Raw genomic sequence first — 13,598 nt, 5'->3', positions numbered from 1 at the left:
ACGGAGGGGATCAAGTCGTTTTGGGCACAAACGACTTGATCCCCTCCGTCCCCTTTTTGCTTCATCATTCCGCGATGACCGTTCCCGTTGCCCGTCTTTCCAGCTTCTACCTGTTCTATTACGCGGCGCTGGGCGCGTTCACTCCGTACTGGAGCCTGTTTTTGACCGCGCGCGGCATGAGCGTGACCGCCATCAGCGTGATGATGGGCCTGTGGTATGCCACCCGCGTGATCGCGCCCAGTACATGGACTTCGCTGGCGGCGGCATCGCCACGACCGATCCGCCTGCTGCGCATCGGTTGCGTCCTGACCCTGGTCAGCTTCGCAGCGTTCCTGCTTCCCTTGCCGCAGCCGTGGATGTATCCGGCGATGGTGGTGTTCTGCTTCTTCTACAACGCGGTGATGCCGCAGTTCGAGTCGATCACCCTCACCCACCTGGGCAGTGACAGCCATCGCTACGGATTGATCCGGGTCTGGGGCTCGCTCGGATTCATCGCCGTCGTGACCCTGTTCGGGTGGCTGATCGAGGGCGACGGCACCACCAGCCACGCCGGGCTGCTGCCGTGGATGATGCTGCCACTGTTCGCGCTGATGGTGGTGTCCGCCTTCAGCAACAACTACGCACGCGGCGTCGGCAAGGCTGAAGGCGATGCCAGCGGATTCTGGCAGATCGTGCGGCGGCCACCGGTGCTGGCGTTCTTCCTCGCCGCCTTCATGGAACAGCTCTCGTTCGGGCCGTACTACACGTTCTTCTCGGTCTACATGGACCATCACGGCTACCGCACGTCCACGCTCGGCCTGCTGTGGACCGTCGGCGTGGTGTTCGAGGTCGGCGTGTTCTTCACCATCGGCCGCTTCTTCCGCCGCTACGACGCCAGCTGGATGCTGTTGATCGCACTGGTGAGCTCCTGCCTGCGCTGGGCCGTCACCGCCCTGTTCCCGCAGAACCTGCCAGTGATGCTGGTCGCGCAGAGCGCGCATGCACTGGGATTCGCCGCCTTCTTCGCAGCGGCAATGCAGATGCTGGCGACCTACTTCCCGGGCCGCCTCAATGGCCATGGCCAAGGCCTGCTGTACGGCTTCTCGTCCGGAGTCGGCGGCGTGCTGGGCGCGCTCATTGCCGGCCAGCTGTGGAAGATCGATGACGGCCGCACGGCCTTCCTTGCCGGCAGCGGCTTCGCGTTGGTCGGCGCCGTGCTGTGCTTCTTCGCGCTGAGCCTGCCGCTGATCCGCGCACGCCGCAGCAGCATGCATGCCCCGTAACGAAAACGCCGGGCAGTGCCCGGCGTTTCGATCATCCTGCTGGCCTGATTACCAGACCAGGTCGTCCGGCACCTGGTACTGCGGGTCGGCGTAGGGATCTTCCTCGGCCGGCGCATTCGGATCGACCTTCAGCGCCACCGATGCGGCGAACACCGCCTCGGACTGTGCCAGCACCTCGGCAGTCACCAGCAGGTAACGGCCATTGAGCTGGACCACGCCCAGCTCACCGGCATTGAGCGCGGTCAGCTGTTCGGCCGTCACGTAGATGCGCTTGATCTTGCCGCCATACGGGAAGTGGCGGGCAATGTCCGCCGCTTCGGCATTGAGGCTCTTGTCCTTCAGCAGTTCTTCCAGCTTGGCCTTCGCCTCGCGACGCACGCGCGCCTCTTCCTGCTTCAGGCGCTCGGTCTCGATGCGCTCCTCCTTCTCCCGCTGCGCACGGATGGCATAGGCCTTGGCCAGATCCATCTCTTCGGCGCTGCGCGGCTTGCGCGGGCCCTGCTGGCCCTGGCCACGCTGGCCACCGGGCTTGCCCGGACCACCATGGCCCTGCCCACGGCGCTCGCCGGGCTTGTGCTCGCCCTTGCCTGCGCCCTGCGGCTTTCCATTGTCATTGCCATTGCCACCCTTGCCCTGCGGGCGGCCGTCACGGCGGGGGCCATCATTCTTGCGCTCGGGCTTGGGCGCCGGCTTGAAGCCCAGGCCCATCAGCTGGTCGCGGAGGGTATCGCTCATAGGATTCGGATCAGTAGTGCGGCGGCGGCGGTTCGCTCGCCGGATCGGAAGAATTCAGTGCGTTGCGGACCTTGCCCAGGTCTTCCAGCAGCACGCGCAGCACGTCGGCGTTGCGCATGCCCTGCATGCGGGCGTCGGCCAACGCATCGCTCAGCTCGGCCAGCGCCTGCTCCTGGAAGGATACGCGCATTTCCAGCTCGACCAGGCGCGCTTCCAACGCCTGCTCGCGTTCGGACGGTAGATCAGACATGCAGCGAGCGCCCCCGGCCGATGCCGTAGTAGGCCAGGCCTGCGGCTTCCACTTCGGCCGGCTCGTACAGGTTGCGCCCGTCGAACACCGCCGCATCCTTCAGCTGCTCACGCAGCTTCTGGAAATCGGGGCTGCGGAACTGCTTCCACTCGGTAACCACCACCAGCGCGTCCGCACCCTGCAGTGCTTCATCGGCACTGTTGCAGAACACCAGGTCATCGCGCTCACCGAAGATGCGCTGCGATTCGTGCATCGCTTCCGGATCGTAGGCACGCACCGTCGCACCAGCTTCCCACAGCTGCGCCAGCAGGCGGCGGCTGGAGGCCTCGCGCATGTCGTCGGTGTTCGGCTTGAACGCCAGGCCCCACACGGCAAAGGTCTTGCCGCGCACGCCTTCGTCTTCGCCCTTGTCGTAATGGCGCTGGATGAGGGCGAACAGATGGCCCTTCTGCGCGTCATTGACCGCTTCCACCGCGTTCAGCAGCTTCGGCTCGAGGCCATACTGCTGGGCGGTGCGGGCCAGCGCCTGCACGTCCTTGGGGAAGCACGAGCCGCCGTAGCCGGCGCCGGGATAGATGAAGTGCCAGCCGATGCGCGGGTCCGAACCGATGCCCTGGCGGACCTGCTCGACGTCGGCACCGACGCGTTCGGCAATGTTGGCGATTTCATTCATGAACGAAATCTTGGTCGCCAGCATCGCATTGGCCGCGTACTTGGTCAGCTCCGCCGAACGCACGTCCATTTCCACCACACGGTCATGGTTGCGGTTGAACGGCGCATACAGGCGGCGCATCACCGCCACCGACTCTTCATTGGCCGCACCGATGATGATGCGGTCCGGCCGCATGCAGTCCGCAACCGCATCGCCTTCCTTCAGGAATTCCGGGTTGGACACCACGTCAAACGCGATGTCCGCGCCACGCGTGGCCAGCTCTTCGGCAATGGCGGCACGCACCTTGTCGGCGGTGCCGACCGGCACCGTCGACTTGTTCACTACCACGGTCGGCACGCTCATGTGCCGACCGATGGTACGGGCAACGGCAAGCACGTATTGAAGATCGGCACTGCCATCCTCGTCCGGCGGCGTGCCGACGGCGATGAACACCACCTGGCCATGATCGATGGCGGCCGCGGCATCGGTGGTGAACGCCAGCCGCGTTGCGGCATGGTTGGCCTTCACCATCGGCTCCAGGCCGGGTTCATAGATCGGGATGATGCCCTGGTTGAGGCCATCCACCTTGGCCTGGTCGATATCGACACAGACCACCTGATGACCAACATCGGCCAGGCAGGTACCGGTCACCAGTCCAACGTAACCGGTACCAAAAATCGCAACGCGCATATCCGTATTCGCTCCTGGATGACTTACGGCAGAACGCCCAGCAGCTCGACGTCGAACGTCAGGGTCGCGTTCGGGCCGATCGGGCCACCCGGGGTGCCGTTTTCGCCATAGGCCAGGTTGCCGGGGATCCAGAAGCGGTACTTCGAACCGACCGGCATCAGCGCGACGCCTTCGGTCCAGCCCTTGATCACCTGGTCCAGACCGAACTCGGCCGGCTGACGACCATAGGAGCTGTCGAACACGGTGCCGTTGAGCAGCTTGCCTTCGTAGTTCACGCGCACCTTGCTGCTCGGCAGCGGACGCTCGCCGCTGCCCGGGCGGATGATCTGGTACTGCAGGCCCGACGCGGTGGTCACCACGCCCGGCTGGGTCTTGTTCTTGGCCATGAACGCATTGCCTTCCTCACGGTTGGTCTGCGCGGCGGCGGCAGCCTTGGCCTGCATTTCAGCCTGCTTGCTGCCCATGAAGGCCTGAATGGTGGCGGTCGCGTCAGCTTCCGTCATCTTCGGCTGGCCCTTGCTCAGGCCGGTGCTGATCGCGTCAAACAGCGAGGCGACGTCGATGTCGTCCTTCAACTGCGCCAGCGACGGACCCACCGAGTACGAACCAATCATCTGCGACACCTTGACGCGGTCCACCTTCGCCGGCTGCGAGCCCGGTGCCACGCCCGGCACCTGCTGGCCGCTGCGGGCCATCACGACCTGGCGCAGCGCGGCATCGGTGGCCTTGGCCTGTTCCTGGGTGATCTGCGGCTGCAGGCCTTCGAACGAGCGCTCGACGGCGGTGCGCAGGGCGGCAACGTCGATCTCATCGGCGATCGGGGTGAACGACTTGGCCACGTCCAGGCCGATGGCGTAGCCGAGCTTCTGCTTGGGGGAATTCAAGGTTGCGGTCTCCTTGGCGGCTGCGGGGGCAGCCGGTTGTTGCGACAGAGCGACACCCGAAGTGCCCATCGCCAGAATCAGAACCGACGCCGCGGCGCCGCGCATTCCCATCTTCATTCGCTGCATTCCTGGAAGTGTCTGGGCGCCGACGTCGGCGCGAAAAGGAACATTGTCGCACGCATGCCGTCGATGTCGAGGCATGCGTGCCGGATATCAATGCGTGGCCGCTGCGGCCAGCGCCTTGTCGATGGCCGCGGTCAGCTGCGGATCGTCCGGCGTCACCTTGCTGGCGAACTGGGCGATGACCTTGCCATCGCGGCCGACCAGGTACTTGTGGAAGTTCCAGCCCGGCGCCACGCCGGTGGCCGCGGTCAGGCGCTGGTACAGCGGCGTAGCCTCCGCGCCGATCACATGCACCTTCTCGAACATCGGGAACTTGACGCCGTAGGTCAGGGTGCAGAAGTCCTGGATCTGCTTCTCATCACCCGGTTCCTGGCCCTTGAAGTCGTTGGACGGGAAGCCCAGCACCGCGAAACCCCGGCCGGCATAGCGCTTCTGCAGCGCCTCCAGCCCCTCGTACTGCGGGGTGTAGCCGCATTTGCTGGCGGTGTTGACCACCAGCAGCACCTGACCGTGGTAGCGCTGCTGCAGGTTGACCTGCTGCTTGCTGGCCAGCGGCCGGTAGTCCAGGTCGAGCAGATCGGCGGCCAGCGCACTGGTGGAACCGGCGATGCCGGCCACCAACAAGGCCAGCAGGGACAGACCGCGCAGGCGGCGCGGGGAAACGGTCGACAGGGGCATCAGGAGTGGTCCGCGGTAGCCATTCACAAGGCCCGGCCACTGCCGGCCGGGAATCGGCCGAACTATAGCACCGGGCTCCGGCGCCCTTGATGGCATCGGCCCAGCAGGGCTTTGCGCGGCGTGGCGAATGCGCTGCACGGGCGCGATCGGCGGTGCCGGGATGACATAGCATGGACATCACTGAATGGAAGGTGGGTGCGGATTGCCCGCTGCGACAGCTCTATTTCTCTTCTAAATCAATTGAATAAAGGGATATTTCAGCAATCTGACTGCCCCCTGCCATCAGTTGGGGACGGCAGGGGTTGCACGTAGGCGTGCCGGTGTTATAGTTGCATACAACACCAGTCACCTGAGACAGGGGGAAGCCATGAACGTCCGGATCCGTCGCAACCTCACCGCACCCGCGGCCGCTGCTGTTTCGACCCTGATCGTGCTGGCCTGGTTGGCCGCGCCCAGCCTCCCCGACTCCGCTGACAGTGCGCAGGACGCGACCGCCTCTCCGGCAGGGAACGCCAACCCCTCCTCCCCCCCTCCCCCGCGTCGGCTGCACAGCTCCCTGTCCATGCCGTATTTCTCGTTCGCCCAGCCGCTGACCCCACGGAGCTGAATATGAGCGACATCCAGTGGAGCGACGGCGCTCCCATCTACCGTCAGTTGAAGGAGCGCGTGATCGCCATGATGCTCGACGGAATCCTCAAGCCGGGCGATGCCCTGCCTTCGGTGCGCCAGGTGGCCGCCGACTATCAACTCAACCCCATCACCGTTTCGCGCGCTTACCAGGAACTGGCCGACGAAGGCCTGGTCGAGAAGCGCCGCGGCCTGGGCATGTTCATGACCGAGCAGGCGGCCACGCAGCTGCGCAGCAGCGAGCGCGACCGTTTCCTCAACGAAGAATGGCCGGCCGTGCTGGAGCGCATCCAGCGCCTGGGCCTGAGCCTTGATGAATTGCTGCCCCAGGGGAAAGTCTGATGAATAGCACTGCAAGCGAATCGGTCATCACCGCCCGCGGCCTGCGCAAGGCCTACAAGACCACCGTCGCCCTCGACAACGCCAGCTTCAGCATTCCGAGTGGGCGCATCGTCGGCCTGATCGGCCCCAACGGCGCCGGCAAGACCACCGCATTGAAGGCCATCCTTGGCCTGACCTCGGTGGAAGGCGACCTGAACGTGCTCGGCCGCGACCCACGGCTGCATCGCGACGAACTGATGAAGGACATCTGCTTCATCGCCGACGTCGCCGTGCTGCCGCGCTGGCTGAAGGTCCGCGAAGCGATCGATTTCGTCGCCGGCGTCCACCCGCGCTTCGACCGCGCCCGTTGTGAGCGCTTCCTGGCCAACACCAAGTTGCAGCCGAAGCAGCGTGTACGCGAACTGTCCAAGGGCATGATCGTGCAGCTGCACCTGGCGCTGGTGATGGCCATCGATGCCCGCGTCCTGGTGCTTGACGAGCCCACCCTGGGCCTGGACATCCTCTATCGCAAGGAGTTCTACCAGCGCCTGCTGGAAGACTACTTCGACGAACAGAAGACCATCATCGTCACCACCCACCAGGTGGAAGAGATCGAGCACATCCTCAGCGATGTGATGTTCATCCGTGATGGCCGCATCGTGCTCGATGCGGAAATGGACGAGGTCGGCCAGCGTTACACCGAGCTGCTGGTCAATGCCGACCAGCTCGAAACGGCCCGCGCGTTGAAGCCGATCGACGAGCGCAGCCTGGCGTTCGGCAAGACCGTGATGCTGTTCGATGGCGTGCCGCGCACCCAGCTCTCCACCCTCGGCGAGACCCGCAGCCCGGGCCTGGCCGACCTGTTCGTCGCCATCATGAAGGGGACCTACGCATGAATGCCGTCAACCACCCCGTCAGCCCGTTGGGTACCCTGCGCTGGCTGCTCAAGCGCGAGTACTGGGAGAACCGCGGCGGTTTCCTGTATGCCCCGCTGATCGCCGGCCTGATCTCGCTGGTGATGAGCACCGTGGGCATCGCCTTCGGCCTGTTCGCGCTGAACCGCGCAGCGCGCAACGGCGCCCTGCATGTCGATGGCGAAAGCGTGAACGTCAATGGCCTGGACCTGGCACTGCTCACCCGCAACATCAACGGCAAGGATCTGGCCGATCTCGGCAATGGCCTGGACCTGACCCTGGTGCTCAGCTCGGCGTGGCCGTTCCTGGTACTGGCCTTCGTCGTGTTCTTCTACTGCCTGGGCGCCCTGTACGACGATCGCCGCGACCGCAGCATCCTGTTCTGGAAGTCGTTGCCGCTGTCGGATACCCAGACCGTGCTGTCCAAGGTGATCAGCGCACTGATCGTGGCACCGTTGATCGCGGTCATCGCCGGCATCATCACCATGTTCGGCTTCATGTTGATCATCAGTGTCGTCGCGCTGATGCACGGCGGCAGCCCGATGGCGCTGATCTGGGGTCCGGCCAGCCCGTTGACCCTGGCCGCAGGCCATCTGGCCTGGATTCCGGTCTATGCCCTGTGGGCGCTGCCCACCGCCGGCTGGCTGCTGCTGTGCTCGGCCTGGGCCAAGAGCAAGCCGTTCCTGTGGGCGGTGATGCTGCCGCTGTTTGCCGGTGTCATCGTCAGCACCACCAAGATCATGCCGCTGTTCGGCCTGACCACCGGCTGGTTCTGGCAGAACATCGTCGGCCGCCTGCTGCTGGGCGGTGTCCCTGGCATGGACCTGCTGTATCGGCTCAGCGCCGGTGAAGGTTCGCGCCGCGACCTGGACTCGGTGGTCAGCCTGATGTCCCCGGCTTCACAGTTGAAGTCGCTGGCGATGCCGGAACTGTGGATCGGTGCGGCCGTCGGTGCAGTGTTCATCTTCCTTGCCATCCGCCTGCGCAAGCGCGCCGGCGAGATCTGATCCCATCCATCCGGAGGCACCACCCATGCGTTCCCTGCTCGCCTGTTCCGCGTTGTTGCTGTTGCCGTTGTCGGCGCTGGCCGCCGATGCTCCGAACTGCAAGTTCACTGCCGCCCGCGCGCTGAAGCTGGACGTGGCCGGTGCCAGAACGGTGGTGTTCGAGGTCAATCAGCATGACCTGAAGGTGGTCGCCAGCGCCGGCGGCGGTCAGCTGGAAGGGCGCGCCTGTGCCTCCAGCCAGGAATGGCTGGACCAGCTGGTACTGGACCAGCGCAAGGTGGGCGACAAGCTGGTGGTGAGCCTGCGCCGCGACGGCCGCCAAAGCGGCATCAGCCTGGGCAACAGCTATGCCTGGCTGGATATCCGCGGCAGCGTGCCGGACAACCTGCCGCTGCAGTTCAAGGTCGGCTCGGGCGATGCCAGCGTGGAAAACGCACAGTCGCTCAGCGTGGACGTCGGCTCCGGTGACGCCGTGGCCCGCGGTACCCGCGGCAGCATCCACGCTGCAGTGGGTTCCGGCGACCTCAACATCGATGGCGGCAGCTCCCTGAACCTGCTGTCGCTGGGTTCCGGCGATGTCACCGTACGCAACATCAGCGGCGACGCCAGCACCGGTACCGTCGGCTCCGGTGACCTGAAGATCACCGATGTGCGTGGCAACGCGCGGCTGGATACCGTGGGCTCCGGTGATATCGAGTTCAAGCGGGTGAAGGGCAGCGTCGAGGTGGGCGTGGTCGGCTCCGGCGGCATCGACCTGGCCGACATCGGCGGCAATGTGCACGTCCGCAGCCACGGCTCGGGCGACATCCAGGTCGACGGCGTTGGCGGCAGCCTGACCGTCGACCACAGCGGCAGCGGTGACGTCGATCATCGCAATGTCAGCGGCAAGGTCACCCTGCCGCGCAGCAAGTAATCCACTTCCAGACACCTCCAGGGGACCACCATGAACCTGTTGCGCCTGTTGCCCGCTGTGCTGCTGTCCCTGCCGCTGATCGCCTGCGGCGGCACCTCGTCCTCGTCCGACAAGACCGTTGGCAAGAGCGTCTCCGAAGCCACCAGTGGCGTCGGCCAGACCGTCAAGGAAGCCATGGACGATGCCCGCAAGGACATCGCCCAGGGCAACATCAAGATCTCGGCCGACAAGCAGCCACGCGCGGAAATCAGCCCGGATGGCCGCCTGCTGATCGCGGGAAAGGAGGTCACCGTCAACGACACCCAGCGCCGCCACCTGCAGGAGTACCGTGGCCACGTGGTCGCCATCGCGATGGATGGCATGGACGTCGGCCTGGCCGGCGCCAAGCTGGGAGCCAACGCGGCCGGTGAAGCACTGAAGGGCATCTTCAGCGGCGACAGCGAAGGTGTCGAGAAGCGCATCAACGCCGAAGCCGCGAAGATCGAGGCCCAGGCCAAGCGCATCTGTGAACGCCTGCCGGCGATGCTGGCCAGCCAGCAGGCACTGGCGCGCGAGCTGCCGGCCTTCAAGCCGTACGCAACGATGGACCAGAGCGACGTGGACGACTGCGGCAAGAACAACTCGGTCACGTTCTCCAAGTGAGACACATCGACGCACCGGACCGGCAGCGGCCTTCCGTTGCCGGTCGCACTGCGTTGGCGGGCTTACAATGGGGCCCCCGGACGTGCACGAACCGAATGTCATGAAGAAGCTGTTTCTGCTGCTGGTCGCCCTGCTCTGCCTCGGCCTGGTCGGCTGTGACCAGGAGTACCGCAACCACCGCGCCGAGCGCGGCAAGCCCAAGATTTCCGTCAGCGAAGGCATGGTCACCGTGCGTCGCCCGCCGGCACCGAACATCATCATCCTCGCCGACGGCACGATGAAGATGGACGAGATCCAGATTCCGCTGGACGACGCACAGAAGCAGATGCTGCAGACCATGTTCGGCAAACTGCAGGTCCTGCGCCAGAACACCCTGGTGGCCGCCCCGGCCGATCCCAACATGCAGCCGGTGAAGATCCAGCCACCGGAGGGCATGGAAGTGATTCCGGCGGATCTGATCCAGCGCATCCCGGAGTTCAAGGATTACACCGACACCTTCGGCAACATCGTCGCCGACCGTCGCTGAAGAAAAACGCCGCCCAAGGGCGGCGTTTCCTTTTGTAGAGCCGAGCCCATGCTCGACTCCGGAACAACAGTCGAGCGTGGCTCGACTCTACAACCGGCAGATCAACCGCCACCACCGCCGCCGGCGTGGATGCCACCAGCGGTCAGCGCGGCCGGGTCCAGCAGGCGCCGCAGCTCGGCTTCGGCCAACCCGCTGTCCTCCAGTGCCACGTCCAGCACCGGGCGCTGTTCCTTGTAGGCACGCTTGGCAATCGCCGCAGCCTTCTCATAGCCGATGATCGGGTTCAACGCGGTGACCAGGATCGGATTACGCGCCAGTGCCTCGGCCACGCGGTCCTCACGCACCTTCAACCCGGCGATCGCGCTGTCCGCCAGCAGTGTGGACACGTTGGCGAGCAGGCCGATGCCATCGAGCAGGTTCACGGCGATCAGCGGCAATGTGACGTTGAGCTGGAAATTACCGGTCTGGCCGGCCACGGTAATCGCGGTGTGGTGGCCGATCACCTGCGCACAGGCCATCACGGTCGCTTCCGGAATCACCGGATTGACCTTGCCCGGCATGATCGAGCTGCCCGGCTGCAGCGCCGGCAGTTCGATCTCGCCCAGCCCGGCCAGCGGCCCGGCGTTCATCCAGCGAAGATCATTGGCGATCTTGATCAGCGCCACCGCCAGTGCATTGAGCTGACCCGACAGCTCCACTGCATCGTCCTGCGCGGCCAGGCCTTCGAACTTGTTCTCGGCGCTGTCGAACTTGAAGCCGGTCTGCTGCTTCAGCGCCTTGGCCACCTGTGCACCAAAGCGCGGATCGGCATTGATGCCGGTGCCGATGGCGGTGCCGCCCAGCGGCAGGCGGCGCACGCGCTTGAGGCTGTCTTCGATGCGCTCCTGGGCCGAGGCCAACTGTGCAGACCACGCGCCGAACTCCTGCTCGAAGGTGAGCGGCATCGCGTCCATCAGGTGGGTACGGCCGGTCTTGACCACCTTGCGCAGGCTGCGGCCCTTCTTGTCCAGGGTCCTGCGCAGGTGCACCAGCGCCGGCAGCAGCTGCTCATGCGTCGCCAACACTGCCGACACGCGCAGCGCAGTTGGAATCACGTCGTTGGAGCTCTGCCCCTGGTTGACGTGGTCATTGGGGTGCACGGGGGTCTTGCCCGCCTTGCCGGCACGGTTGGCCAGCGTGGCGATGACCTCATTGGCATTCATGTTCGACGACGTGCCAGAACCGGTCTGGTAGACATCGATCGGGAAGTGCGCATCCCAGTTGCCGGCGGCCACTTCGGCGGCAGCGGTCTGGATGGCCTTGGCCACGGTCTTCGGCAGGTGGCCCAGCTCTGCGTTTACGCCGGCGGCAGCGCCCTTGACCAGGCCCAGGGCACGGATGAAACCGCGCGGCATGCGCTGGCCCGACACTGGGAAATTCTGCACGGCACGCTGGGTCTGGGCGCCCCACAGGGCGTCCGCAGGCACCTGCAGCTCGCCCATGCTGTCGTGTTCGATTCTGAAACCCTTGCTTGCAGCTTTGCTCATTGCATCAACTCCGCACTACTTCAGTTGGGGAAAGGGAAGCGGCGGCTGGCAGGGTGTCGCTTCCCGGGCTGGCGGCTGCGCCAACGATACTCCCTTGCCCGCAGCGTGGGATGACGAGGGCGGGCCAGATCGTTCCGTCTGCACGGCCGTTGTGCACGCGCAAGGGTAGTGCCGGCCGCTGGCCGGCAATCCATGGAAGCGTAGGCCGGGCGTGGTTGCCGGCCAGCGGCCGGCACTACCTGACCGGCACGTCGTAGAATATGGCCCCCGCCGCTCGCCCCAGCCCTGCCGACATGTCCGATTCCGCCCTGCTCGCCCTGTCCCCACTCGATGGCCGCTATGCCGGCAAGGTCGACGCCCTGCGCCCGATCTTCTCCGAATACGGCCTGATCAAGGCCCGCATCACGGTCGAGGTGGAATGGCTGCTGGCCCTGGCCGCCGAGCCGGGCATCGTCGAACTGGCCCCGTTCTCCGACGCTGCCATCGCCCGCCTGCGCGCGCTGGCCGCCAGCTTCAGCCCGGCCCAGGCCGCGCGCGTGAAGGAGATCGAGCGCACCACCAACCATGACGTCAAGGCGGTGGAGTACTTCATCAAGGAACAGCTGAAGGACGACGCCGAGCTGGCCCCGGCGCTGGAATTCGTGCATTTCGCCTGCACCAGCGAAGACATCAACAACCTCAGCTACGGCCTGATGCTGGAACAGGCCCGCCGCGAGGTGCTGCTGCCGACCCTGGACGGCATCGCCAACAGCCTGCGCAGCCTGGCCCACGCCCAGGCCGGCCAGCCGATGCTGTCGCGCACCCACGGCCAGACCGCCTCGCCGACCACCCTGGGCAAGGAGCTGGCCAACGTGGTCGCCCGCCTGGAGCGCCAGCGCAGGCAGATCGCCGCGGTCGAACTGACCGGCAAGATCAACGGCGCGGTGGGCAACTACAACGCCCACATCGCCAGCTACCCGGACGTGGACTGGCCGGCCTTCGCCGAGCGCTTCGTGAGCGGCCTGGGCCTGGTGTTCAACCCGTACACCACGCAGATCGAGCCGCACGACAACATCGCCGAGATCGGCGATGCCGCACGCCGTGCCAACATCATCCTGATCGACCTGGCCCGTGACATCTGGGGCTACGTTTCGCTGGGCTACTTCAAGCAGCGCCTGAAGGAAGGCGAAGTTGGTTCGTCGACGATGCCGCACAAGGTCAACCCGATCGATTTCGAGAATGCGGAAGGCAACTTCGGCATCGCCAATGCGCTGTTCGAACACTTCAGCGCGAAGCTGCCGATCAGCCGCTGGCAGCGTGACCTGACCGATTCCACCGTGCTGCGTGCGCTGGGCACCGCGTTCGGCCACAGCCAGGTGGCGCTGGATTCGCTGGCCAAGGGCCTGGGCAAGCTGGAAGTGAACCCGCAGCGCCTGGACGCCGATCTGGACGCGGCCTGGGAAGTGCTGGCCGAGGCCGTGCAGACGGTGATGCGTCGCCACGGCCTGCCGAATCCGTACGAGCAGTTGAAGGCGCTGACCCGTGGCCAGGGCATCACCGCCGAGTCGATGCGTGCGTTCGTGCAGGGGCTGGAGCTGCCGGCGGATGCGAAGCAGCGTCTGCTGGAGATGACCCCGGGCAGCTACACCGGCCTGGCCGAGTCGCTGGCGAAGAAGATCTAAGGGGTTTCCTTTGCGGCGGCGGCCGCGGGCGCTGCCTGCGGCAGGCAACGGCAACGGCAACAGCAACATCAACGTCAAAAGCGGCTCTGGGTTATTGCCTCGCTTGGCGGGGCGGGTTGGGTTCGCGGGGGACGCCGTGAACCCATCCCTGGGGGCTTGGCCGCGGCATCCATGCCGCGGACACCCC

The 13,598-nt window shown here is 65.6% G+C and carries 15 protein-coding genes; 9 read left to right on the top strand and 6 right to left on the bottom strand.

Annotated features, from left to right (window positions below):
- Positions 1 to 74 precede the first annotated feature (74 nt).
- Complete coding sequence (locus tag R1H25_RS05870) at positions 75 to 1,262, top strand: MFS transporter (RefSeq protein WP_317223025.1); 1,188 nt, start codon at positions 75 to 77, stop codon at positions 1,260 to 1,262.
- Between the two features lie 48 nt (positions 1,263 to 1,310).
- Here R1H25_RS05870 and R1H25_RS05865 read toward each other — a convergent pair whose 3' ends face one another.
- From R1H25_RS05865 to R1H25_RS05845, 5 genes are all read right to left on the bottom strand, one after another.
- On the bottom strand, positions 1,311 to 1,997 hold the full coding sequence (locus R1H25_RS05865) for a DUF2058 family protein (RefSeq protein WP_317223024.1): 687 nt from the start codon (positions 1,995 to 1,997) through the stop codon (positions 1,311 to 1,313).
- A gap of 10 nt (positions 1,998 to 2,007) precedes the next feature.
- Positions 2,008 to 2,247 (bottom strand): SlyX family protein, encoded by a 240-nt coding sequence (locus tag R1H25_RS05860; RefSeq protein ID WP_049445667.1) that lies wholly within the window; start codon positions 2,245 to 2,247, stop codon positions 2,008 to 2,010.
- A complete protein-coding gene (locus tag R1H25_RS05855) occupies positions 2,240 to 3,589 on the bottom strand; it encodes a UDP-glucose/GDP-mannose dehydrogenase family protein (RefSeq protein ID WP_049445668.1) in 1,350 nt (449 codons plus the stop codon). The genes R1H25_RS05860 and R1H25_RS05855 overlap by 8 nt, the downstream gene beginning before the upstream one ends.
- Before the next feature lie 23 nt (positions 3,590 to 3,612).
- Complete coding sequence (locus R1H25_RS05850; protein ID WP_295557337.1) at positions 3,613 to 4,590, bottom strand: FKBP-type peptidyl-prolyl cis-trans isomerase; 978 nt, start codon at positions 4,588 to 4,590, stop codon at positions 3,613 to 3,615.
- A gap of 96 nt (positions 4,591 to 4,686) precedes the next feature.
- On the bottom strand, positions 4,687 to 5,274 hold the full coding sequence (locus tag R1H25_RS05845) for a glutathione peroxidase (protein ID WP_049445672.1): 588 nt from the start codon (positions 5,272 to 5,274) through the stop codon (positions 4,687 to 4,689).
- Positions 5,275 to 5,641: 367 nt separating this feature from the next.
- On the opposite strand from R1H25_RS05845, the gene R1H25_RS05840 reads away from it, so the two are divergent.
- From R1H25_RS05840 to R1H25_RS05810, 7 genes are all read left to right on the top strand, one after another.
- Entirely contained in the window at positions 5,642 to 5,881 is a 240-nt protein-coding gene (locus R1H25_RS05840) for a hypothetical protein (protein ID WP_317223023.1), read from the top strand.
- A 2-nt stretch (positions 5,882 to 5,883) separates the two neighbouring features.
- Positions 5,884 to 6,243, top strand: coding sequence for a GntR family transcriptional regulator (locus R1H25_RS05835; RefSeq protein ID WP_006453095.1), 360 nt, complete (start codon positions 5,884 to 5,886; stop codon positions 6,241 to 6,243).
- Positions 6,243 to 7,118, top strand: coding sequence for an ABC transporter ATP-binding protein (locus tag R1H25_RS05830; protein ID WP_317223022.1), 876 nt, complete (start codon positions 6,243 to 6,245; stop codon positions 7,116 to 7,118). The genes R1H25_RS05835 and R1H25_RS05830 overlap by 1 nt, the downstream gene beginning before the upstream one ends.
- Positions 7,115 to 8,143: an ABC-2 transporter permease gene (locus R1H25_RS05825; RefSeq protein ID WP_049445678.1), complete on the top strand. Its 1,029-nt coding sequence runs from the start codon at positions 7,115 to 7,117 to the stop codon at positions 8,141 to 8,143. Before R1H25_RS05830 ends, R1H25_RS05825 begins: the two co-directional genes overlap by 4 nt.
- 25 nt (positions 8,144 to 8,168) lie before the next feature.
- Positions 8,169 to 9,056 carry a DUF4097 family beta strand repeat-containing protein gene (locus tag R1H25_RS05820; protein ID WP_317223021.1) on the top strand — a complete coding sequence of 296 codons (888 nt, stop codon included), beginning with the start codon at positions 8,169 to 8,171 and terminating at the stop codon, positions 9,054 to 9,056.
- A 30-nt stretch (positions 9,057 to 9,086) separates the two neighbouring features.
- The gene (locus R1H25_RS05815; RefSeq protein WP_049445682.1) at positions 9,087 to 9,698 is read left to right on the top strand and encodes a DUF2884 family protein; all 612 of its coding nucleotides are present in this window, start codon (positions 9,087 to 9,089) and stop codon (positions 9,696 to 9,698) included.
- Between the two features lie 100 nt (positions 9,699 to 9,798).
- Positions 9,799 to 10,224: a hypothetical protein gene (locus tag R1H25_RS05810; RefSeq protein WP_317223020.1), complete on the top strand. Its 426-nt coding sequence runs from the start codon at positions 9,799 to 9,801 to the stop codon at positions 10,222 to 10,224.
- A gap of 101 nt (positions 10,225 to 10,325) precedes the next feature.
- Here the strand turns inward: R1H25_RS05810 and R1H25_RS05805 are convergent, their stop codons facing one another.
- Positions 10,326 to 11,750, bottom strand: a complete 1,425-nt coding sequence (locus R1H25_RS05805; RefSeq protein ID WP_049445687.1) for an aspartate ammonia-lyase — start codon at positions 11,748 to 11,750, stop codon at positions 10,326 to 10,328.
- A 293-nt stretch (positions 11,751 to 12,043) separates the two neighbouring features.
- Here R1H25_RS05805 and purB point away from each other — a divergent pair, with 293 nt between their 5' ends.
- On the top strand, positions 12,044 to 13,411 hold the full coding sequence (gene purB, locus R1H25_RS05800) for an adenylosuccinate lyase (RefSeq protein ID WP_099590082.1): 1,368 nt from the start codon (positions 12,044 to 12,046) through the stop codon (positions 13,409 to 13,411).
- The last annotated feature ends 187 nt before the right edge of the window (positions 13,412 to 13,598 follow it).

This window comes from Stenotrophomonas veracruzanensis (assembly GCF_032911525.1).
Taxonomy (GTDB): Bacteria; Pseudomonadota; Gammaproteobacteria; order Xanthomonadales; family Xanthomonadaceae; genus Stenotrophomonas; species Stenotrophomonas africana.
Note: the sequence above shows the minus strand (reverse complement) of the source record. Positions and strands in the feature narration are given on the sequence as shown.